This is a genomic window from Bacteroides caecimuris (assembly GCF_001688725.2).
Taxonomy (GTDB): Bacteria; Bacteroidota; Bacteroidia; order Bacteroidales; family Bacteroidaceae; genus Bacteroides; species Bacteroides caecimuris.
Genome location: NZ_CP015401.2, coordinates 1,288,358 through 1,311,125, shown reverse-complemented (window position 1 = coordinate 1,311,125; position 22,768 = coordinate 1,288,358). Strand labels below are relative to the sequence as shown.

Annotated in this window: 18 protein-coding genes and 1 pseudogene; 6 read left to right on the top strand and 13 right to left on the bottom strand. The window is 42.4% G+C overall.

Annotated elements, in window-relative coordinates:
- The first annotated feature begins 199 nt into the window (after nt 1-199).
- Entirely contained in the window at nt 200-1,855 is a 1,656-nt protein-coding gene (locus A4V03_RS05485) for an IS1182 family transposase (RefSeq protein WP_065538227.1), read from the top strand.
- A gap of 261 nt (nt 1,856-2,116) precedes the next feature.
- On the opposite strand, the gene istB is transcribed toward A4V03_RS05485, so the two are convergent.
- Both istB and istA read right to left on the bottom strand, forming a co-directional pair.
- On the bottom strand, nt 2,117-2,890 hold the full coding sequence (istB, locus tag A4V03_RS05480) for an IS21-like element helper ATPase IstB (RefSeq protein WP_065538226.1): 774 nt from the start codon (nt 2,888-2,890) through the stop codon (nt 2,117-2,119).
- Complete coding sequence (istA, locus tag A4V03_RS05475) at nt 2,880-4,445, bottom strand: IS21 family transposase (protein WP_065538200.1); 1,566 nt, start codon at nt 4,443-4,445, stop codon at nt 2,880-2,882. The genes istB and istA overlap by 11 nt, the downstream gene beginning before the upstream one ends.
- Nucleotides 4,446-4,577: 132 nt before the next feature.
- Here istA and A4V03_RS05470 point away from each other — a divergent pair, with 132 nt between their 5' ends.
- The 4 genes from A4V03_RS05470 to A4V03_RS05455 all read left to right on the top strand — a co-directional run bounded on the left by A4V03_RS05470 (nt 4,578) and on the right by A4V03_RS05455 (nt 6,906).
- A complete protein-coding gene (locus A4V03_RS05470) occupies nt 4,578-5,063 on the top strand; it encodes a toprim domain-containing protein (protein ID WP_065538225.1) in 486 nt (161 codons plus the stop codon).
- A 159-nt stretch (nt 5,064-5,222) separates the two neighbouring features.
- Nucleotides 5,223-5,531, top strand: a complete 309-nt coding sequence (locus tag A4V03_RS05465) for a MobC family plasmid mobilization relaxosome protein (RefSeq protein ID WP_065538224.1) — start codon at nt 5,223-5,225, stop codon at nt 5,529-5,531.
- The gene (locus A4V03_RS05460) at nt 5,521-6,477 is read left to right on the top strand and encodes a relaxase/mobilization nuclease domain-containing protein (protein ID WP_065538223.1); all 957 of its coding nucleotides are present in this window, start codon (nt 5,521-5,523) and stop codon (nt 6,475-6,477) included. The genes A4V03_RS05465 and A4V03_RS05460 overlap by 11 nt, the downstream gene beginning before the upstream one ends.
- 33 nt (nt 6,478-6,510) lie before the next feature.
- Nucleotides 6,511-6,906, top strand: a complete 396-nt coding sequence (locus tag A4V03_RS05455; RefSeq protein ID WP_065538222.1) for a hypothetical protein — start codon at nt 6,511-6,513, stop codon at nt 6,904-6,906.
- Nucleotides 6,907-7,295: 389 nt separating this feature from the next.
- On the opposite strand, the gene A4V03_RS05450 is transcribed toward A4V03_RS05455, so the two are convergent.
- The gene (locus tag A4V03_RS05450) at nt 7,296-8,498 is read right to left on the bottom strand and encodes an IS110 family RNA-guided transposase (protein ID WP_065538221.1); all 1,203 of its coding nucleotides are present in this window, start codon (nt 8,496-8,498) and stop codon (nt 7,296-7,298) included.
- Between the two features lie 165 nt (nt 8,499-8,663).
- Between A4V03_RS05450 and A4V03_RS05445 the strand changes: the two genes are divergently transcribed.
- On the top strand, nt 8,664-12,476 hold the full coding sequence (locus tag A4V03_RS05445; RefSeq protein ID WP_065538220.1) for a type IIG restriction enzyme/methyltransferase: 3,813 nt from the start codon (nt 8,664-8,666) through the stop codon (nt 12,474-12,476).
- Nucleotide 12,477: 1 nt separating this feature from the next.
- Here A4V03_RS05445 and A4V03_RS05440 read toward each other — a convergent pair whose 3' ends face one another.
- From A4V03_RS05440 to A4V03_RS05395, 10 genes and pseudogenes are all read right to left on the bottom strand, one after another.
- A complete protein-coding gene (locus A4V03_RS05440; RefSeq protein ID WP_236588654.1) occupies nt 12,478-13,296 on the bottom strand; it encodes a TaqI-like C-terminal specificity domain-containing protein in 819 nt (272 codons plus the stop codon).
- A gap of 107 nt (nt 13,297-13,403) precedes the next feature.
- Entirely contained in the window at nt 13,404-14,012 is a 609-nt protein-coding gene (locus A4V03_RS05435) for a master DNA invertase Mpi family serine-type recombinase (RefSeq protein WP_065538218.1), read from the bottom strand.
- A gap of 425 nt (nt 14,013-14,437) precedes the next feature.
- Nucleotides 14,438-14,776: a HipA N-terminal domain-containing protein gene (locus A4V03_RS05430; protein ID WP_158213962.1), complete on the bottom strand. Its 339-nt coding sequence runs from the start codon at nt 14,774-14,776 to the stop codon at nt 14,438-14,440.
- Nucleotides 14,777-15,017: 241 nt separating this feature from the next.
- Entirely contained in the window at nt 15,018-15,404 is a 387-nt protein-coding gene (locus A4V03_RS05425) for a type II toxin-antitoxin system RnlB family antitoxin (RefSeq protein WP_004327330.1), read from the bottom strand.
- Nucleotides 15,405-15,408: 4 nt separating this feature from the next.
- Nucleotides 15,409-16,458: a type II toxin-antitoxin system RnlA family toxin gene (locus A4V03_RS05420; protein ID WP_004327332.1), complete on the bottom strand. Its 1,050-nt coding sequence runs from the start codon at nt 16,456-16,458 to the stop codon at nt 15,409-15,411.
- Between the two features lie 232 nt (nt 16,459-16,690).
- A complete protein-coding gene (locus A4V03_RS05415) occupies nt 16,691-17,167 on the bottom strand; it encodes a hypothetical protein (RefSeq protein ID WP_065538216.1) in 477 nt (158 codons plus the stop codon).
- Nucleotides 17,164-19,245: pseudogene (locus tag A4V03_RS05410) on the bottom strand (type IA DNA topoisomerase); the annotation flags it as partial. The gene A4V03_RS05415 and the pseudogene A4V03_RS05410, both read right to left, overlap by 4 nt.
- A gap of 104 nt (nt 19,246-19,349) precedes the next feature.
- A complete protein-coding gene (locus tag A4V03_RS05405) occupies nt 19,350-20,375 on the bottom strand; it encodes a site-specific integrase (protein WP_065538215.1) in 1,026 nt (341 codons plus the stop codon).
- Between the two features lie 4 nt (nt 20,376-20,379).
- A complete protein-coding gene (locus A4V03_RS05400) occupies nt 20,380-21,387 on the bottom strand; it encodes a tyrosine-type recombinase/integrase (RefSeq protein WP_065538214.1) in 1,008 nt (335 codons plus the stop codon).
- Entirely contained in the window at nt 21,380-22,609 is a 1,230-nt protein-coding gene (locus A4V03_RS05395) for a site-specific integrase (RefSeq protein WP_065538213.1), read from the bottom strand. Before A4V03_RS05395 ends, A4V03_RS05400 begins: the two co-directional genes overlap by 8 nt.
- Nucleotides 22,610-22,768 lie beyond the last annotated feature (159 nt).

The following is a 22,768-nucleotide window of genomic DNA, read 5'->3' as shown; positions in this document are numbered from 1 at the left end:
GAGGCGGTGCAAGAAACGAGGTTGCACCAGTGGTTTTACTCGAAGTGTAAAGTATTGATTTTCAGTGTGTATTTCTGTGGTGCAAGAAGGTGTGTCAAAATGCGCACCTTCTTTTTTTATGCACAAAGCCCCTACTTTCACAAGCTGGGGCTTTGTTATTACCTAAAGAATTTGTATCTTTAAGCATACAATTTATACTATGACAAAGATACATTTTCGTCCTTACAATCCCAACCAAACAGTTCTTTTTCCTCAAAGAATTGACGAGGATATTGCAGAGAATGATCCGGTGCGCATGGTTAACGCTCTGGTTGATAGCCTGAATCTTGAAAGTTTCAGGAAGTTGTATAAGGAATGCGGCCGCAGCCCTTACCATCCCAGGATGATGCTCAAGGTCATTCTATATGCCTATATGAACAACGTCTATTCCTGCCGGAAAATTGAAAAGCTCCTTCACCGTGACATCCATTATATCTGGCTTGCCGGATATGAGAAACCGGATTTCATTACCATCAACCGTTTCCGCAACCGGGTGAAGAAGGAAATCAACGAAGTATTTACCCAAACCGTACTCCTTCTCTCTTCCAAAGGCTTCATCAGCCTGAATGTGGAATATATTGACGGGACCAAGATTGAGTCCAAAGCCAACAAGTATACTTTCGTCTGGCGAAAAACGGTTGAGCGGAACCGTGAACGCCTGATGAAGAAGATACATGTCCTGTTGGAACAGACAGACGATGTCATCGCCCAGGAGAACTCATCGGAAAGCAATGAGGAAATAGAATTCACTCCGGCCATGCTGACTGAAATGGCGGGAGAATTGCGTCAAGCCCTTGAACAGGTTCCTGAACCCTCCACGAAAGAGGAAAAGACTGCGTTGAAAAAGAAACGCAAACAGCTGAAGGAACTGGAGGAGCACAGGGACACGCTGCAGGAATACGACAACCATCTGGACACGCTGCAGGACAGGAACTCCTATTCCAAAACGGACAAGGACGCTACTTTCATGAGAATGAAGGAGGATGCCATGCGTAACGGCCAGACAAAGCCCGGTTACAACCTCCAGATCGGCACCGAGAACCAGTTCATTACCGATTTTGCACTCTTCCCGAACCCTACGGATACACTGACCATGATACCTTTCCTGCAATCCTTCTCAGGCAGATATGACAGGTTGGCCCATACGGTGGTGGCCGATTCCGGCTACGGTTCTGAGGAGAATTACCGCTTCATGTCAGAAAACGGTATGGAAGCCTACGTCAAGTACAACTACTTCCACATGGAACAGCGGTCGAGGTTCAAACCGGACCCGTTCAAGGCGGAAAACTTCTACTACAATGAAGAACATGACTTTTGCATTTGCCCCATGGGACAGAAGATGCAAAGAATAGGGACCGGACATGTGAAAACCGCATCCGGATATGTCAGCGAGAATGCCAGATACAGAGCCGTCAGATGTGAAGGCTGTCCGCTAAGATGCCGATGTTTTAAAGCAAAAGGAAACAGGACGATAGAACTGAATCACAGGCTCAGAAAATACAGGCAGAAAGCTAAAGAGTTGCTATGTTCCAAGGAAGGACTGAAACACAGAGGACAGAGATGCATAGAACCGGAAGCCGTGTTCGGACAAATGAAAAACAATATGAATTACAAACGTTTCCGCCATTTTGGAAAGGATAAGGTCTTCATGGACTTTGCCTTCTTTGCCGTTGCCTTCAATATAAAAAAGATGTGTGCAAAAATGGCTAAAGAAGGTATGGATTGGCTGATTAGACGGTTTTATGAGTTTACAGTAGCTATATTTAGATGTTGCGAACACATAAATCAAAGAAATCCTCAAAATATCGCAGCTTAAAGAAAATGAACCGAGTTGTATAGTAATGAATAAAAAAGAAGGTGTATCGTGCATTACGACACACCTCCTTGCACCAGCCACACAGAGCTGTTTTGCGGCTTGCACCGAAAACCTTTTAAGTTGTTGTAAATGTGGAAAATTTAAAGTCGATTGACCCACTATTATACTCTAAATTGACCCATCAAAAAAATATTAGATTTAAATAAAGAAAAATGCATTTTAACCCGGGTCATTTTCAATTATAATAATCTACAATATATACTATTTCTTTTTAGCATTAATCTTTCTTACAGAATCCCCGGTAAGTTCAATCTTGTGTGCTGTATGTACAATTCTGTCCAGGATTGCGTCAGCTACTGTAGGATCACCAATTGCATCATACCGGCTTTCGACAGGAAGTTGTGATGTTATTATGATTGATTTTAATCCGTGTCTGTCTTCTATTATTTCCATAAGGATTGACCTTTCCCTGGTATCCAGTCCTATAAGAAACAGATCGTCAAGAATCAGCAGTTGACACTTTTCTATTTTTTTCATCTCAGATTCTATAGTGCCCTTGTTTTTGGCAATTTTAAGCTGTCCCATAAGCTTTGACGCATTTGAATACAAAGTCTTTATTCCATTCTTACATGCCTCATATCCTATGGCTGAAGCTATATAGCTTTTACCTGTACCGGAGCTTCCCGTGATGAAAACATTCTGTCCGTCTCTTATAAAATCAAGAGATGCAAGTCTCTCAAGCTGGTTACGGTCAAGGTTACGTTTTATGGTATAGTCTATTTTTTCCATATATGCCTTATATCTGAAGTTTGCAGACTTTATCAGTCTCTCAATGCTTACATTGCGTCTGTAATCATATTCGCTTTCAAGAAGCCATTTAAGAAACTCATCGTTTGTCATACCATCAGAGGATGTGGTCCTGCAGTCATTTCTATATGTTTCAAGCATACCGTAAAAACGTAACTTGGAGAGTAGTTCCATTATTCTGTCCATATTTTTTCCGACAGTTCTGCTTGTTTTATTATTACTTGTCATTTTTATCCATGTTTTTAGAGTTAAAATAATCCTTGCCTCTGAGATTTCTGTGTTTGGGGGTAAGTTCTGGAGCCTGTCCCTCCATCTGTACATGATACTTCTCATCTTCCCTGTTTACCAGAATACTTTCAAGTTCGTTGTATCCGAACATACCGAATTCCATTGCCACCTGACATGAAAGAACCACCCTGTCATGTCCGAAACGCTCCACAAGACTTAATATGCCATCGGCTGAACGTACGGCCTGGACCGGATATTTCTTGGCAACGGCCACACGCTTTATGTACTCTTCCAATACCGGATCAATTCCACATGCCTTGCGGTATATATCATCCATTCTGATTCTGTATTCATGTGGCACTCCCGAAAGTTTGTGGGACGGTTTTTCTGAATAAGTGAAAGGTGTATCATCCTTTCGATGTGTCGTTATGTGTCTGAACTTATGATATATCTCCACTGTGTCCCCATCATACAGTAATTCTACAGTATCGCCGATATACTCTTTAGGAACACTGTAATAGTGATTGTTAAGCGATACATAACTGTTTCTCATGACAGTTGCCGTTTTCCGGCTTTTTGATATAAATTTTGTTGCCGGCAATGTATGCAGCCTGTCTTTCTCGACTTCGAGGAAACGTTCCCGACGGCTGTAGTTGCGATTGTACATCTTTCGGCTGTTCAACGCATCCGTATGCTTCATTATTTCTATGTTCAAGGCTTCAAGATCATTGAATTTCAATCCCGTCATCTTTGAATACACCTCCCTGTAGAGCAGTCTTACAGCATTCTCAACCAGAGCTTTGTCTTTAGGCTTTCGTACTCTTGCCGGGAAGACAACACATCCATAATGGTCTGCAAATGCAGCAAAGTCGTCATTGATTACAGGTTCAACACCTCCAGGCTTTGTTACGGCTGATCTCAGGTTGTCTGGAACTATGGCATTGGGGACACCTCCAAAATAATGGAAAGCATTTTCACATGCCTGGATAAGGTGTTCTTTCTTTTGTGATGGTACAGCCTCGTAATAGGTAATCTGGCTGCATGGAAGTATGGCGGCAAATACTTCTACGGGAACCTTATTGCCTGTTCTTTCGTATGAGAGATAAAGTTTGTCACCGGCAAAATCCACATACATCTGATCACCGGCTATATGATCTATGCGTCCAACAGGAATCTTTACTTCCCTTTCTCGTCTGATATACAAACAAAAAGAACAGTAGCTGTAACCTTGTGGACGATTTTTAAGATATTCCTCATACAAGGACCTTCTTGTTGTCCCACGGACCTTAAGTCGTTTCATGTAATCAGGTATACGTTCTTGAAGATACTTATACTCTGCAGATCCAGACGATTCTTTGTCAGTCTCCGTACCGAAAAGCTCATGCAGATGCTGCTCGTCCATTTTCAACAGACGCTCAAGTTCTATACCCATATCTTCGTATATACGGATATAACGTTTGACTGTATTACGTGAAACAAGGAGAGAAGAACTGATACCGCGGATACTCATTCCTGACTGATAACACCGCAGTATGTGCTTGATTCTTATTTTCATTCTTTAAAATTTTATTCGGTTAATAATACCGGGTTAAAATGCTTTGTAAAGTACGAAAACAAGACTGAAATATGGTAATTATATAGGGGCAATTTTTATTATAATCACAGCGGATCAGTTTCGGTTATAAAGGTGGGTCAGAAGACTTTTATAATAGTGGGTCAATCGACTTTAAATTTTCCATTCAAGGGCTGCATATCTCCGAAAGATGTCAGCCATATACAGCATCATGGCGAACGGAAAGATTCATGTTACCTGTTCGAGGGCTTCATGGATTATCTTTCTTTCCTAACTATCCGAAAACGGAAGAATCCGCAATCCCCTAACTTGAAAGGACAGGATTACATGGTTCTCAACTCCGTTTCCAATCTTGGCAAGGCAATGAACGGGTTATCGGACTATGAACGTATCCATTGTTTTTTCGACAATGACCAAGCAGGAAATAAGGCATGTTTGGAATTGCAACGGGTATTTTCCTATCGGGTTTGGGATGCTTCCATCCACTACGCAGGGTACAAGGATTTGAACGATTTCCTATGTGGCAAAAGAGCGGTGGAGAATAAAGCAAGCGAGGTTTCTGTCCGACCGAAACCGAAGAAGAAAGGATTCCACTTGTAAGCCGGGAAACACATCTTTTTTAGGTTAGCAAGTTAATGTCGGTGTATTACATTCCCCGACCACTTGCCCCTCAAAAAGAGGAGGGGGACGGCTCCCGATGGTCACGGACTTTTCAGATTACATCAACCGGATTATTCACTAAAAAAGCAGATAGAACAGATGAAGAAAAACAACATAGTCACTTTGCGCCTGACAGACGATGAACTCGGTTGGCTGGGTGCATTGTGCAGACGGAGCAAACAGAGTAAGAGCGAAACCATCCGTTCGCTCATCATGAACGGAACGGTACGGGAACGAATCAACAAAGAACACCTTGTCGTCATCCGGCAGTTGATTGGAGAAAGTACCAACCTCAACCAGTTGGCGAGACAGGCGAACACCTACGGATTCTTTGCCGTAGCCGAAAAATGCGAGGACGTAGCAAAGGAAGTGTCGCAACTCATAACCCGACTGAAAGATGATAGGTAAGCAGACGAAAGGCACATCGTTCAGCGGTTGCGTGTGCTATGTGCTGAGAGAGGACAAATCCAAGTTGCTGGAAGCGGTAGGCGTAGAGGGAACGCCCGAACAGATGGCGGAACTGTTCGAGTTGCAGACGTTGCTCAATGCCAAGGTGAAGAACACGGTCGGGCATACTTCGCTCAATTTCTCGCCCGAAGATGGTGAACGGCTACACTATGACGATGCACTCATGTTGCAGATAGCCCATGATTACATGACGAAGATGGGTATTACTGATACGCAGTATATCATAGCCCGACACACTGACCGAGAACATCCGCACTGCCATATCGTTTTCAATCGTGTGGACAATGACGGCAAGACCATCAGCGACAAGAACGACTTCTACCGCAACGAGAATGTCTGCAAGATGCTTACAGCCAAATACAGGCTGCACTTCGCTAACGGCAAGGAAAATATTAAAGAGGAACGCTTGCGCCCCTACGACAAGGCGAAGCATGAGGTTTACAAAGCACTGAAAGAGGAGCTGCTCAATGCTCGAAATTGGGAAGAGTTGAAAGATGCACTTTCCCATAGGGACATAGAACTGAAATTCAAGGTAAGCCGGACAACAAGGGAGATACAAGGCGTGAAGTTCGAGTATGGTGGTATATCCTTTTCCGGCTCAAAGGTCAGTCGGGAGTTCAGTTACATGAACATCGACTACCAATTGGAACGGAATGCCTTTGAAGATGATTTCAACAATAGGCAAACAGCTATCCGGCAGCCAAGAGAGAAAACGGTACAGACCGTACTGCAAAATCGTTCCGAAGATAGCTTTGGTGGTGGCTTAGGCTTGTTCAGTATCAACGGCTCGTCTTACAATGCCACCGATGCGGAAGCCGACCGAGAGATGGCTGAGATACTGAGAAAGAAGAAGAAAGCTAAGCGCAAGCGTGGCATGAGATTATAACGATTTACTTATCAATTCAAAAGATTAACGACAATGGTACAGAAAGATTTCTTATTGGATTTCGACCTCTATATTTGCGAGAGGTTCGGTTACAGAAACAGCCTACATGTAACACCGACAATGAACGGCTGTTGCATAGGTGTAAACATCAAGCCCGTAAAGCTCTACATTCGTTTTTGGGAGTATAGCAATGGCGTAGGCGGTTTCCCCGATTGGTGCATCATCCTTGTGCATTGCAATTTCGCCAAGAGGCAGGAAGAGGAATTGCAGGAACTTGTGCGGTTCTTCAAGGAATATGCTCCACGATATGGGTACAAGCATATAGGCATAGAAAACAACCAGAGATTGAATGAGGTACTGATGCTACTACAAATGAGAAGCGCTAAGGAAGATAATCATGTGATTGCTTTGACTGACATTACAATATAATAGGCAGAGTCATGTCAAATCTACTGCCTGCCATTATATGTTGATAATGGTTGGCGGTAGAACAAACTTTCGTTAAACCAATACGTTCATTCTTTATTATCAAGTTTTTAGACTACCTTTCCTCTAAAAAGAAAAATCTCCCGCTCTTATATTCGCATGTAACTTACTTGTATCTAATTAATTATACTTATAGTCCGTAAATTTTCCCACAAAACGTCTAAGACAACAAGTATTTTGTCGTCTGAACTAGTAAAGTTTGTTACTTTCCTCTTCAGCCTAAAAGGACTACGCCGGTGTCCAATCCCTCTATGGATACAATAATTTTGTAAACGCGCTCATGTGGCAGCACAAAGGTAATTATGTTGTCGATAGAGGTATATCGGAAAGGTCTATCCGACCAATAACGATTCTAATGCTTGAAGATCATTTTGCCATTCCGCCTGCTTTTCAAGCCGCTTGAGGTAAACATCTATAAAATCCTCGTCTTTTGTCAGCATGTGCCATACTGCGACCAATAACTTTCGGGCGATGGCTACTTGTATCTTCATCTTGTTCTTATGGCGTTGGGTGCATTGCACGTAGCTGAAGTTTGAGAAAAAGCAGTTTCGGGTTCTTGATGCGACCCAGGATATTTCAATCAATATCTGACGCAGGAATCGGTTCCCATGCGTCGTCCTGTTGCTTTTGACTTTATTGTTGCTTATATCATTGCGTGGTTTCAATCCACACCATCCCACAAGGTTTGTTGCTTTTTCAAACGGTTTCATGTCAGCCCCAGTCTCCGCAATTATAGCCGAAGCGGCGCGTTCTTTAACACCGGGGATGCTCTGTAGACGTTTGAATTGTTTCGGGAAGTGTTCCTGGCACATGGAAATGAGAGCATTCCTGCATTCTTCGATTTGTCGCTCGATTACCCCTATAAGCTCTGCGTATTGCTTTAACAAACAGATGTCTGCCTGGTGAAAGTCACCCGTTACGGCATCCTTTATGATGTTACGTCCGTATTTCCGTAGAGTTTTTCCATGAATGAGTTTCACCAGCTCCTCAGGGTCGGTTATCCCGGTTATTATTGCACGGACGCACTTCTGATAGCTTTTTCCATTGACTCGGGAGACATAGTTACTTAACCGGAAGCCACATCGCTGTAAAGCAGCGTCCTGTTTATTGCTGTTATACGTCAGGTCTTCATTCAGGTCGAAGATGCGACGGTTATACTTGCGCATGTCCTGCACTGTCTTATCCGGCACAAAACTTCCACGAATCAGATTCTTCAACAAGCATTCCGCTATCCATTGGGCATCCTTCACATCACTCTTGCGACCGGGAAGCTGCTTTATAAAATAAGGATTTACCAATTTGAGAGACATGCTCTCGCACAAGGCATTCCACACAGGGACCCAATAGGTTGAAGTGCTTTCCATGGCTGCCTCTGTCACCCCATGAGAAACCATCTCGGAACACACAAGTTCTAAATCAGGAGTCAATGTACCATAAACTTTTGCAAAAATAACGGCCTCGGTATTATCCATCACACAGAGATAAATTGTATCTTTGTGGACATCAAGGCCGGCCACGATTCTGTCTTTGTCCATATTTGAGATTTTTTAGTTACACTCCTTAAATATAGGACATTCGTAACAATTAAACGAAGTATGAAGCAGAGTTTGAGGGTTGGCCTCGGTTTTTATTGTGCCGGTGTAGAAAAAATCGATTTTTCTATATAATTTTGTATTTTATTAACTCATTTACCAAGCATTATGGGACTACTCAAACCGAATCAAGTTCTGAACAAAGCATATAGACAGGTTGCGATTGAAACAACAGATTTTGACCTATTCAAAAATGCCCTTCGCACATTGAGAGACAATGTAGTGGATGGGCAAAGAGAAGAAACGCAGAAAGAACATTTACGTAATTTCCTAAGCGAAACGTTCTACAAGACATACTACATGGCTCCCGAAGAAGATATTGATTTGGCTATCCGGTTGGATAAAACTACCAAGTCCAATATTGGGTTATTGATTGAGGTAAAGAGCACCACCAACAAAAGTGAGATGATTTCTAATGACAATCTCAATCGTAAAGCTTTGCAGGAATTATTGCTATACTATCTCAAAGAACGTGTCAGTAAGAAGAACAACGATATTAAATATCTCATCGCTACTAATATTCATGAATTCTTTATTTTTGACGCCCATGAGTTTGAACGCAAATTCTATCTTAACAGACAACTACATCGTGAGTTTCAAGATTTTGTGGATGGGCGCAAGACCAGTAGTAAAACCGACTTCTTCTATACTGAAATTGCAACAACCTATATTGAGGAGGTGAAAGACAGCCTTGAATACACTTACTTCAACTTACAGGACTATCGACACCTGCTTGATAAAACAGACGGCAGTACTTCACGTAAACTTATCGAACTTTATAAGATATTCAGCGACACACACCTTTTGAAGCTATCGTTCCAGAACGACAGCAATTCGCTCAACCGTGGATTCTACACTGAGCTGCTACACATTATTGGTATTGAGGAACGCAAAGAGAATAACAAGACCGTGATTGTACGCAAAGCTGTGGAACGGCGTGACGAGGCTTCATTACTGGAGAATACTATTAACCAACTGGATGCAGAGGATTGTTTGCGCCACGTAAATGGTAGTCTGTATGGGAACGATTATGAGGAACGGTTATTTAATGTTGCAATGGAACTGTGCATCACTTGGATGAATCGCATCCTTTTCTTGAAACTGTTGGAGGCTCAGATGTTGAAATACCACAATGGAGATGTTATCTATAAATTTCTTTCAACAGCCAAGATTCATGACTATGATGACCTCAACACACTTTTTTTCCAAGTGCTTGCACGTGACATGAGCCACCGCACACAGTCCATTATGCGTGATTTTGCTTACGTTCCCTATCTCAACAGTTCTCTTTTCGAGGTGACAGATTTGGAAAGTAAAACAATCAAGATAAACAGCCTTTCACAGCGTACGGAACTTCCCGTCTTGACAAGTAGCGTATTGCGGAACCCCAAACGTAATCTGCAAGTCAGCGCATTGCCTACCCTGCAATACTTGTTTGCTTTTCTTGATGCTTATAACTTTGCGAGCGAAGGCAGTGAAGAAGTGCAAGAAGAGGCTAAAACACTCATCAATGCCTCTGTTTTAGGTCTCATATTCGAAAAAATAAACGGCCACAAAGATGGTTCAGTATTCACACCAGGCTTTATCACTATGTTTATGTGCCGCGAAGCAATCACCAAGACCGTACTGCAAAAGTTTAATGATTGCTATGGCTGGAATTGTGCCACCCGTACAGACTTATACAACCGTATCGACAATATAGCCGAAGCCAATGAACTGATTAACAATTTACACCTATGTGACCCTGCTGTTGGTTCGGGGCACTTTCTTGTGTCTGCTCTCAATGAACTGATACTCTTGAAATACGAATTGGGTATTTTGGTAGATGCTACCGGTAAGCGTATCCGCAAAGCTGACTATCAACTTGCCATTGAAAATGATGAGCTGATTGTGACCGATGCCGAAGGCAACTTATTTGCTTACAACACACTCAATGCGGAAAGTCGCCGCATGCAGGAAACCCTTTTCAAGGAGAAGCGTCAAATCATTGAGAACTGTTTGTTTGGCGTTGATATTAATCCCAACTCTGTGAAAATCTGCCGTCTACGGCTGTGGATTGAATTGTTGAAGAATGCTTATTATACGGCTGAAAGTAACTATACCTATTTGGAGACCTTGCCAAATATCGACATTAATATCAAGTGTGGAAATTCTTTGCTTCACCGATTCGCTTTGACTGACAGTATTCAGACCGTACTGCGAGAGTCTGGTATTAGCATCAGCCAATATAAGGAGGCTGTAGCTAAATATAAAAATGCCCAAAGTAAAAGCGAAAAGCAGGATTTGGAAACGCTTATCACTGAAATCAAGTCGAAACTGAGAACAGAGATTAGCCGCAGGGATGCACGATTGGTTAGATTGAACAAACGCCGCTCTGAGTTGGCAACCTTACAAGCACCTCAACTGTTTGAACCGACAAAAAAGGAAAAGAAAGCGTTAGACAAGCGCATTGCCGACTTAAAGAAAGAGGTTGCAACTTTAGAAAATATATTTGAGGAGATACGTTCCAACAAAATTTACCTTGGCGCATTCGAATGGCGTATAGAATTTCCAGAAGTACTCGATGCCGAAGGTAACTTCTTGGGATTTGACTGTATCATTGGCAATCCACCTTACATTCAGTTACAATCTATGGGTAAGAGTGCCGATGTATTGGAACGCATGGGTTACGTAACTTATGCACGTACTGGTGATATTTACTGTCTCTTCTATGAGTTGGGTATGAATCTACTTAGTCCTAATGGTTATCTTTGCTATATCACGTCTAATAAATGGATGCGTGCAGGATACGGTGAAGCCTTACGAGATTACTTTGCAAGCCAAACGAATCCTATTATGTTGATAGATTTTGCAGGTATAAAAATATTCGATGCAATAACGGTAGAAGCAAATATTCTTTTATCTCAAAAAGCAGCAAATATTTTTAACACACAAGCTTGTTTGGTACAAGATGCGAATGGATTGAATAATTTGAGCGATTTTGTGCAGCAAGAGCATACCATTTGCGATTTCTCCGGTAGTGACAGTTGGGTAATATTGTCGCCAATCGAGCAAAGTATCAGGCGTAAGATTGAGTCTATTGGTACACCACTCAAAGATTGGAATATAAACATTTATCGAGGAGTCCTTACTGGGTATAACGATGCGTTTATCATTTCTACCGAAAAGCGTGATGAGATATTGGCGAATTGTCAGACAGAAGATGAGCGTCAAAAAACGGCTGAACTTATACGACCGATTTTGAGAGGACGCGATGTGAAACGTTACGGATATGATTGGGCTGGTCTTTGGCTTATTAATACACATAATGGATTGAAAAATAAGGGAATAAAGCCTGTAAATATAAATGATTATCCTGCAATTAAAGAATGGTTGGATAATGGAGGTATAGCCTATAGCGGTAAGATGTATAAGGGATTCTCACAAATAGAGAAACGGTCTGACCGAGGTGATACGCCATATAACCTACGAAACTGCGCATATATGGAGGATTTTTCTAAGCCAAAAATTGTATGGAAAATAATCGGGAACCAAATGGCTTTTGCATATGATACCAACAATTATGTAATGAACAATGCGTGTTATATTATGACAGGCAATCATTTGGATTATCTGTTGGCTGTACTGAATTCACAAGCTATAACATGGTATAGCTATGTGACTAATATGAATAAAACTGGCGTTGGAGATGTTCAAGTTGGAGGTCAAAATATAGCGACTTTCCCTATACCTCTTTATGATGCAAACAAAATAGAACTTGTTGAATTAGCTGAACTTGCAAAACGTATAACAAATAAAAATATCAATCTACCATTCATTGACTCTAAAATAGAGAGTTTGGTTTCAATGGTATATGGATTCACGAGTGAAGAAACTAATTTTCTACATTCATTTGTTTCTTCACTCCGAAAGTCTATTTAGATTAGAAAGTTTGCTGGTTTTCAATATATTGAATTTCATCTGAGGTAAGCTTATAAATATCATACATCAACTTATTGCTAAAACATTCAAAATCCGTAATACTCATCTTGCCTACTTTCAAATCATTGAAAGCAGCAAGATGAGTATTTAGTTGTTCAGTAGATAGCTTAGCAACAATAAGCTGTTCTATGGTATACTTTTTCCATCTAATTGTCCCCACTCCTGTAGTTGTTCCTACTTTAGAAAACAACCATTCAGACACAGACGAATTTAAAGCAGACAAAAGGTATTCAATGCATTCGCCTTTCATGTAAAAAGAAGTTGCTTCTGGTATATATTCCCCTAAAAAGTCGAAAGCAAATTTTGATTTATCAGATATTTCTCCCCACACAATTTTTGGCTTAGAAAAATCCTCCCAATAACTGATGCTATCTTGTGTTTCAAACCACTCGTTACAGGTTTTCTTTCGGGCTTTTATTTTTTTGCCATTAACAATATGAGTTTCTCCTGTTTGTTCCAAACGCTCTATGCCAATTGACAGAAGATAATTTTTCACCGCAGGATAACTTTCTATATCATAATGCCGCGAAGGAAATGTGGCTATAATCCACAAGTCCGCCCACTCATATTCATATCTTTTGATATCCCTGCCACGGAGAATCGGTCGTATAAGTTCAGCCGTTTTTTGACGCTCATCTTCTGTCTGACAATTCGCCAATATCTCATCACGCTTTTTAGTGTTGATGATAAATGCGTCATTGAATCCTGTCTTAATACCGTAGTTGATTTGAATGTTCCAGTCCTTCAATGGAGTTCCCACAGCATCAATTTTCCGTTTGATACTCTGCTCAATAGGCGAGAGTATCACCCACGAATCTGAGGAAACGAAGTCGCACACCACACACTCTTGCTGCACAAAATCGCTCCTTATGTTTCTACCATAAAAGTCTTGATAAATCGGGCGAGCGTATTTCTATCCACTTTACAAATTTTAGCGATTTTGCGCTGTGAAACTTCTGCTTTCAATAGTTCTTGTATGAGAATTTTCTTATCGTGGAGCTTGTACTTCTCTGGAGCACTCTTTTTCCCTTTAGGACGTCCCAATACCACCCCCTCTGTTTTTTTTCGTGCCAAAGCTTCTTTGGTTCGTTGGCTAATAAGGTTACGCTCAATTTCAGCTGACAGTCCAAAAGCAAAAGCCAACACCTTACTTTGAATGTCCTCCCCCAACCGATAGTTGTCCTTGATAGTCCAAACCCTACATTCCTTGCCCATGCAAATATTCAGAATTTCCATTATCATAAAGAGATTACGGCCCAATCTGGACAATTCAGCACAGATAATCAAATCATCTTTCTGTACTTTGTTGAGCAACTTTCCAAGTTCCCGTTTGTTGTAGGCTTTTGTTCCACTAATGGTTTCCTCAATCCAACCATCAATTTTCATGTTTTGATTGTCGCAGAAATTATTGATTTCAAAACGTTGGTTTTCTACCGTCTGCTTGTCACTGCTTACTCTAATGTATCCGTATATCATATATATCTAATTATAAATGTTTATAGATATATAATATGGATAGTTTTTCATGATAAACCTAAGAGTGCGTTGATTTTACATTTAATTTTTTGCCGTTTCGTCTTTGACTAACCTTCAATTTCCATTTTTATATAATACAATTTGATTTTTATTCATATATTTGCGCATAGAACGACTGACTTGATAGCAACTCACAGCAGAGCGCAGCAATAAGCACGGTTGCCAACTCGTTACCTCAAAATCGGGCATTCCTCCCAAAGCCTTTATAATAAGGCGAAAAGAAAACTATTCCAGAATTACATAAAATTCTTGGAATGACAACGGGAATATATAACAAGAGTACGACAATCGGTTGCCGCACTCTTATAAGAGATTTACCCAAAGTACGCTGAACGGACGGGAAGCGGGGTAAGTATGTTATCGTTCTAAGCCGGAATGAGTTGATACGGGTTCGCTATCGTCTTACGACCGTAGTTTTTAAGCAGAGAAACCAAATCCTGCCTTTCTGTACCTTTGGGAGCTTGGAGTTGTGCACGGCTCGGTATGCGGGAAACAAAGAAGGGCCACAACTCGCTGGATGAGTATTCTTTATCTACCGTCGGGAAATTTACCAACGGCAGGATGTCTCTCTGCCTCTTGAACTCTTCCGAGTAAGAGAAAAACCAAACATTATCGGCATACAACAACGTACCGACCTCCAGTTTGTTCAATGTCAAGATGAAGTCAGCCTGCCCTTTGCCCGAATGAATAGCCTGTTTTTTCATCGTTCTATTCATTTATTATAATTTCATTATAGTGGTATTCTAAAGCAGAATAAAAAACGACCCGCCTATTTGAGCATTATCAAGAGGCTTGGCGGGTTCTATTGGTGCAAAGATAAGGTAAATTCTTTGAAAGACAAAAGAATATTAAATTTAGGTAATACCGTTGCCTAAATTTGAAGTATAAACAAAAGGTGCATCATTGATGCACCTTTTGTTCTAATATATTGATTCCTTTATAATGTTAAAGTACATTTGTCGGAAGAATATTAGTTCTGTCTAATTTCTTTCTAAAGAATGTTTTTTGAATAGACGATAATACGCTATGTTCAATCACATCCTTATGCAAAGTAAAGAATTTATCAGAAGCACTAATACACTCTTGTGTAGCTTTACATTTTCTCAAAGAATTATTCAATAGACTAACTCCCATGAGCTTAGTTTTGAAAAATCTATTTTTTAATCCGTTACGGTATAGAAAATCAAAATAAACTTCAGCATCGGCAACATTATATTTTGCCAATTCTGATTGGAGAGCAGTCCAATAGTAATCCGTCATTTCCAATGACAGAACTACTACTAAAAAACTTCGTTCTCCTAAAGAGATTATTTGATAATCTTTTGTCTTCATTTCTTTACCAATTAGTACATAAGTCATTTATAATAACAAGTCCGTCCTTTATTATGTTTACCGCTTCATCATAATATAAGGTTCTGCTTGTTTCTAAGTTCCTGCGATCAATATGGAAAGTTGTATGCCGATTCTTGTTATAAAAGTCATACGCTTTTTCCAATGCTCTTTTTAACGAGGGATTACCATTGTAAGTTCCCACATTCTCCAAAAAATGGTAGTTTCCGTCTTTACCTCTCTCAAAATATGTACCATAATCTTTAAAATCCGGTGCGTCTTCCAAGAGTCTTTTGCTAATCAAGCCATCCAAAGCCTTCATTATACCGAATGTATAACACCCGTAATCATCAACCACAACACCGGAGTTAGCAAGAGCAATAGATGTTTTCAGAAAATCTTCAAGAATACTTCCTTCAATGTTTTCAGTTTTCGTGAAATGCTTATTCAAATCTTTTTCTATCACACATCCAACTAAAGGTTGAATAGCCAAGAAGTCTTCCATTACTTCGGTTGGAACAGAAGATATTGTCTCCATTATTTCTGTAATAAGCTCAATATAAAAAGCTGTTACAGCTCCCTGTAAAAATAAAGTCCCATTATTATAAAAAATAATAGATACCTTGGCATCATATTTCCCCTTTAAATGATATTGGTTCCTGATAGCAGGATTGTTATCTGTATTGACCGTAGTTATTTCGATTTCATCACTTTCCGATAATACATCTATAAAAGCATCAAAATCTTCTTCACTTATTCCTTTTGCCGTAAAGCTTTTCTTATCAGGGCAAGGAATTGAAGTATTTTGAAGGATAACGTTCCAACATTCTTCACATATTCCTTTTAAATGTGCTTTTCCTTGCGTACTGTAAGAAACTTGCCCGCCATTAATAAAACAGTTTAAGATACCTGTTTCCTTATTATGAGTTATTGCTATTTTTTTTAATTTACCTTCTTGGCAATCTGTTATTTTGATTGAATATGAAGGTTTTGTCGCTATAAAATCAATAGCAACCTGATCTATGTTTTCAACAGATAATGAGTGCTTTTTAGCCATTGTTGTCCTATTTTCGGGTACAAAAATACAATATTTTTCGAATATATGTCCACAAATTCAAGCATTTAACCCTTTTTGAGCTGTAAAAAGGCTGTTTAAAGGGAAATGGAACGCTTCATATTATGAACAGAATAGGTTCGAAATCCTTTCGAGTATTTGCCAGTCGGTTATGGGAAAGACAAATCCGCCTTCTTATATAATCGGCTGACAAAGATAGTGAATATTGCCGGGATTACGGGTACAAGACCTTGAAATCCCGTGGGCTGCCGTCGTCTGTCAAGCCGTCCTGCCGGAGCCGCCGGAGGGTCTCGGCTGCCGATCCGCTGCCGAAGTTGCGGACACAGTACAGGCGGGAGAAGCGGAAGCGGCGGAGGTGGACGAGCAGGTGCTCCACGGTGAAGACGCCCAGTTCCCGGCACGCCCGGACAATGCGCTGCGACAAGCCGAAGGCATCAAGCGGGGTGTCGAGCAGGCGGCGGAGCCTGCCCGGTCTGCCGGGCTTGCCCCGCTGCTGTGCCACGTCCTCGTAGATGGTGGCGACCCGGTTGCGGCTGAACAGGGCGGCAATGGATGCGCCGTCGATCATCAGGATGCCGTCGAAACGGGCGTAGGCGATGTGGTTGCCGTTCATCCAGAGGGTGATGCGCAGCTCGTCCGTGCCGCAGAGCCGGGCGGCTTCCGCCACGGTGATCCAACCGATGCCGTTCATCGCCTGCGCTCCTTTCCTTTGGGCTTGTCCGTGCGGGGCGGGAACCCGTACACGGTGCGGAAGTCCTTGTCGAAGGTGAGGTACGCATCGAAGGGCTTGCCCTCCCTGCTCCTGAAGCCTTTGATAAGGGATGTTTTGCCTTTGGTTACAAGGTCGGTAATCTGGCTGTCGGTGAGTTGCTTCTCCCCCTTGCCACGGAAGACGGTAAGCCCACAATCGACGTTGCTGCACTTGGCGACCTTCGGGTAAAGGAGGATGCGACCGGAACGGCACTTGGGGCACGGGATATGTCCGCCGTCCGCCACCGATACCTGCACTTGCAGGAGTTCTTCGGTAATCTGGGCGGCATAGATCTCGATGCCCTTGCGGAAGGTGTCGGGATTCATCTCCCCGCTCTCGATCTTGGCGAGGGCGGTCTCCCACTGCCCGGTCATCTCGACATCGGCGATGCGCTTGTCCTTCACTATCTGATACACGGCAAGCCCCTTGTCGGTCGGCACGAGGCTCTTCTTCTCCCGGCGCACGTAGTTACGGGCAAAGAGGGTCTCGATGATGGAGGCACGGGTGGCGGGCGTGCCGATACCGTTTCCTTTCAGGCTGTCCCGCAGCTCGTTGTCCTGCAACTCCCTGCCGCAATGCTCCATCGCCGAAAGCAGGCTGCTCTCGGTGTGCAGGGGACGGGGCTTGGTCTGTTTCTCCACACACTCCGCCGATTGCAGGGGGAAAGCCTCGCCGGGCTGCAAGGGCGGCAAAGCGGCTGTACCCTCGTCGTCCTCGTCCCGCTCGTCCCGCACGGCACGCCATCCGGCAGACCTGACGACCGTCCCCTTGGCGGTGAACACGCTGTTCCCCGCCGTGAAAGAGACGGTGGTAACGTCCTTGAGGCAACGGGCGGAGAAGGCTTCGAGCAGGCGGGCAGCTACCATGTCGTACACCGTGCGCTCGTCGGCGGACAGCTCGCCGGGCAGACACTCGGTGATGATGAGCGCATGGTGGTCGGTAACTTTCCCCGCATCCACGCTGCGGCGGTTGAGCGAAGCCCCTTTTAGGGCGGCGGCATGGGCGGCGAGAGCCGGGTACCGCTCCAGCAGGGCGATGCGGTCGGGTATCTCGTCGAACACATCGTCCGAGAGATAGCGGGAGCCGGTACGGGGGTAGCTCAGCAGCTTCTTCTCGTAAAGCGACTGGGCGACGGAGAGGGTCTTGTCTGCCGAGAAGCCGTACCTGCCGTTCGCCTCTTTCTGCAAGGCGGTCAGGTCGTAGAGCAAGGGAGGCTCTTGGCTCACCTCCCTGCGCTGCACGTCGGCAACCTCCACCGTTCCCGTTGTGGTAACAGCGGCGAGGGCGGCGTTTGCCGCCGGAAGGGTTTCGTAACGCAATTCGGAGATGGCGGCGAAGGGCGTGCCGTCCTTTTCCGCCGTGACCTTCAGCCGGTAATAGGTCTGCGGGGTGAAATCCCTGTTCTCCAGATAACGGGAGCAGATCATCATCAAGGTGGGCGTCTGCACCCTTCCGAGGGAGTAGATGCCCTGCCCGGCGGCGATGCTGAGAGCTTGGGTGGCGTTCAGCCCAATCTCCCAGTCGGCGATGGCACGGGCTTCGGCGGCACGGTAGAGGTTATCGTAGTCGCTGCCGGGCTTGAGGTTGTTCAGCCCTTCCCGGATGGCACGGTCGGTCAGCGAGGAGATCCAGAGGCGCAGGCAGGGCTTGCAGCAGCCAAGGTAATTGTAGATGTACCGATGAATGGCTTCGCCCTCACGCCCGGCATCGGTCGCCACGACGATACGGTCGGAACGGTCGAAAACCTCTTTGATGACCTTCAACTGTTTGAGCACGCCGGGATCGGGCTTGTATTCCTTGTCCTCCCGTATCTGGCGGGGGATGTACTTGAACTCCTGCGGCAGAATGGGCAGGTTCTCACGCCGGAAGCCCGCATAGCCGTATGCTTCGGGCATGGCGAGCTGGACGAGATGGCCGAACGCCCAGGTAACGAGGTAGCCGTTACCTGAGAGGTAGCCATCGTGCCGCTCCCGGACATTCAACACGTTTGCTATATCCTTCGCTACGGAAGGCTTTTCTTATCATAAGTAAATTATTATCCAAAGCTCTTATTTTTTGTTAGTCTGTATATCAGCTAATTAAATACATTACTTTATATTACAGCTTTGGATAATAATCATCTTCATTTAGATAGATTCCTTAGCCATATCTTAAGTTCTTGGTCTTTTTCCCATGAACGTTCTGTTATATCGTTTGGTATCATATTAACATAAGCTGATTCCAAAGCCTCTCTTTTTTGTTTAGAATCAGCCCGAGCATATATTTCAGTAGTTTGTATAGATACATGTCCTAAAATATCACGAATATAGACCAAATTTACACCAGCTTGTAACAAGTGCATAGCTTTACTGTGCCGTAAAGTATGCGGGCTTATTTTTTCCGGTATAAGTTCCGGATTTTGTATTCGGGCGTGATTAATATAATTGTTCAAGATATAAGATATGCCAGAGTTTGTCAGCTTTCTGCCACAACTGTTAAAGAAAAGAGGTCTTTGATTAAAACCGGACAGGTCTAAACGATTTTCTTCCATATAACTGCGTAGTAAATTCACTTGTTCGTCTTGTAAAGGGACAATTCTTTTTTTGCGTCCTTTACCAAATAAGGTGACATGACAAGGCTTTTCCAATTTCAAAGATGCGGGTGTCAAGTCTATTAATTCTTGTACTCTGGCTCCACTATCATAGAGTAGGGATATCAAAGCTAAATCCCGCCGTCCTTTTTTCGTGTTGATTGGTATTTGTGCCAATAAAAGCCTAATACCATCTATGCTGAGATAATTGACACTTCTTTTTTCATGTGTTTTTACCTTGATGGATAATATCTCTTGCCATTGTTCCAGATGCTTTACATCCTCATATTGCATATACGTACAAAAAGAACGTAATGCCGCCAATCTTTGATTTCTTGTCGCGTTACTCGATTTTTTCGTGTCTTGTAACCAATCAAGGAAGTTTAAAACCATTTTTCTGGTAATATGTTCCAATCTAAGATTATCAGCCTTTATGTTTACCTGTTCGTCCAGAAAGTTTAACAGCAAGCTAAATGATTCGCTGTATGACCGTATGGTATTAGGGCTTACGCCCTTTTCTCCGATAAGGTACTCTGTGAAAAAGGACGTTAAATGCTTTGCAGAATCTGTTGTTCTCATAAGCCTATATGTTTGAATCTGTTATTACGTTCATTTCAGGATATACAAACCGTGTTATGGTAGTTTGTTTCAATAGAATATCGGGAAACATGTCTTGTGTCAGGCGCACGTAGGTTTCAGTCCCTTTCAACGTCTTATGCCCCAAGAAGACCGACAAAAGGGGAAGCGCACAATATATGTCCATTCCTTCTTGCACCATCTTTGCAAGGGAATGGACGGCAAAAGTATGTCTGAGACTATGTATGCAGGCTCCTCCGGAACGGTTGCTCGAACAGGGTATATTGCATTTTTCCAACACTTTCTTAAAACCGCCCAAGACAGTGCAAGAAGATAACGGTCGTCCTGATGGAGATATTAACAGGAACTTGTCCGGGGCATCAACATCTGGCAAGGGCATCTTATTGCGATATTCCAAATACTGTTGTAGAACCTTGGACAGGGAGCCACTTAAAGGAATAAGCCTTTCCATCTTGTTCTTTGTCTTCCGAACAATGATGCAATTCCTTCTCAAATCAACATCCCGATTCCTAATGGATATGGCTTCTCCGATTCTAATCCCTGTAGCATATAAGATTCTATATAAAGTAGGTAATGCAAAAAGATTACAATATATATTATGACTATACATCCTTTGCTTGTCACAGGTTTCAAATATATCCTGTATCTGTCCACGAGTAAACACATAAGGAGTAAAATCCGAATATTCCTTCTTTGGTAACTTGGGTATATAGCATTCTTTTCCTATGTGGCATAAGTATAGGCAAAACTGCCGGAACATGGACACCTTGTCATAGAGGGTTTTCTTTTTGTCATGTATGCGGGTGCACTTCCATGCATCAATCATGCTTTTAGTTATGAACACATCCCTGATGTTGCTATTAACGAAGAACTTGTCAAACTCCAAGAGCATCCACTTTATCCGTCCAATGTCGGAAACTTGACTCTCTTTCATCGCAAGAAAATCCTTAAAATAAGGAGCGAACACGCTTTGATATATGAATTGTTCAGACATAGAACAAACCTCCTTTCTGTGTGTAGAAATCGGATGGGACATCCGGAACTTCAAGGACACATTTCATCAAACCATCAATGTCTATCCGAAGATAGCCCATTGTCGTTTGCGTAGTTTTGTGTCCCAATGTTTCAGAAATGACGGGCAGTGATACGCCATTACGCAATAGCTGGCTGGCTAAAGTATGTCTCATTGCGTGAGGGCCTTTTTTTCTATCCCTTGTATCTATTCTTGAATGGCAGATAATCTTTCTGACCGACAAAGAAACTACCGCCCCATTCACAGGATTATATGGGGCTAAAGAGGATAGGAATATCTGTTTGGAAGAAGAACTTGGTCTGCCATATTTTACATAATTTATAATAGCTTCCCCCACATCCTTTAATAGCGGCAATTCTATTTCACGCTTAGTCTTGTACTGTATCAGGCGGATAATGTTTCTATCCCAATCTAAATTACTGAATTGTAATCCAGCAATATCGGAGGAACGTAGTCCTAACCGTGTCGCTAATAGGAGCATGGCGTAATCTCGTTTTCCTACAGGAGTGGATTGATTTACCGAAGATTCTATTTGCAAGACTTCTTCACAAGTGTATGTTGACGGTAGTTTTTCTTTTACAACATAACGGTTTCTTCCTATCACATAATCAATATTCTTATTGATAAGCTTTTGTTCGTACAGGTAACGACAAAATACACGCATCGTTGCCAATACTCTTTGTTTACTGTTTTGGCTGGAAGATATAAAAGTTAGCACATCATCCTCACCTATATCTGAGATACGGAATACATTCCTCAAAGACAAATGCCTGAGAAAATAGCTAAATACATGTTCGTAGCCATCTATCGTTTTAGGAGATAGTCTTTGTTCTTCCAAGAGATGAAGGTATTTTGTCATAATGCCTCCTATTTCTCCTGAGAATTTGCGTATAACGTATCTCACAACTGGTTTTTGGATAGTTCTATCCGTAAGATAATTAACGAATAGCAGCAATCGATAATTGGTTCCATGTATCAACCGCGTTTTTTCTTGTGGCATAGTCTTTAAAAACAAATTGATGGATTCTACATTACAGTCTTGTATGTAGTTTATATCCATGTAAACGATAAAAAGACGACAGGTCTTTTTATACTGTCGGATAGTCGATTCTGAATATCCGGCTTTACGCAACGCTTCTAAAAAATCCGAAACTTTGGATTCAAAATGATTTTTATTGTCCATAATACTATATTTGGAGGGAGCAACATTACTCTCTCCACAATATAGCATATTATTATCAGAACATTATTATCACGAGTTTGATTGATTATCTGTCAGTTATTTGATGTATTAGCCTATAGCTTTGGATAACAATTTACTTGTGATAAGAGAAGTTATCAC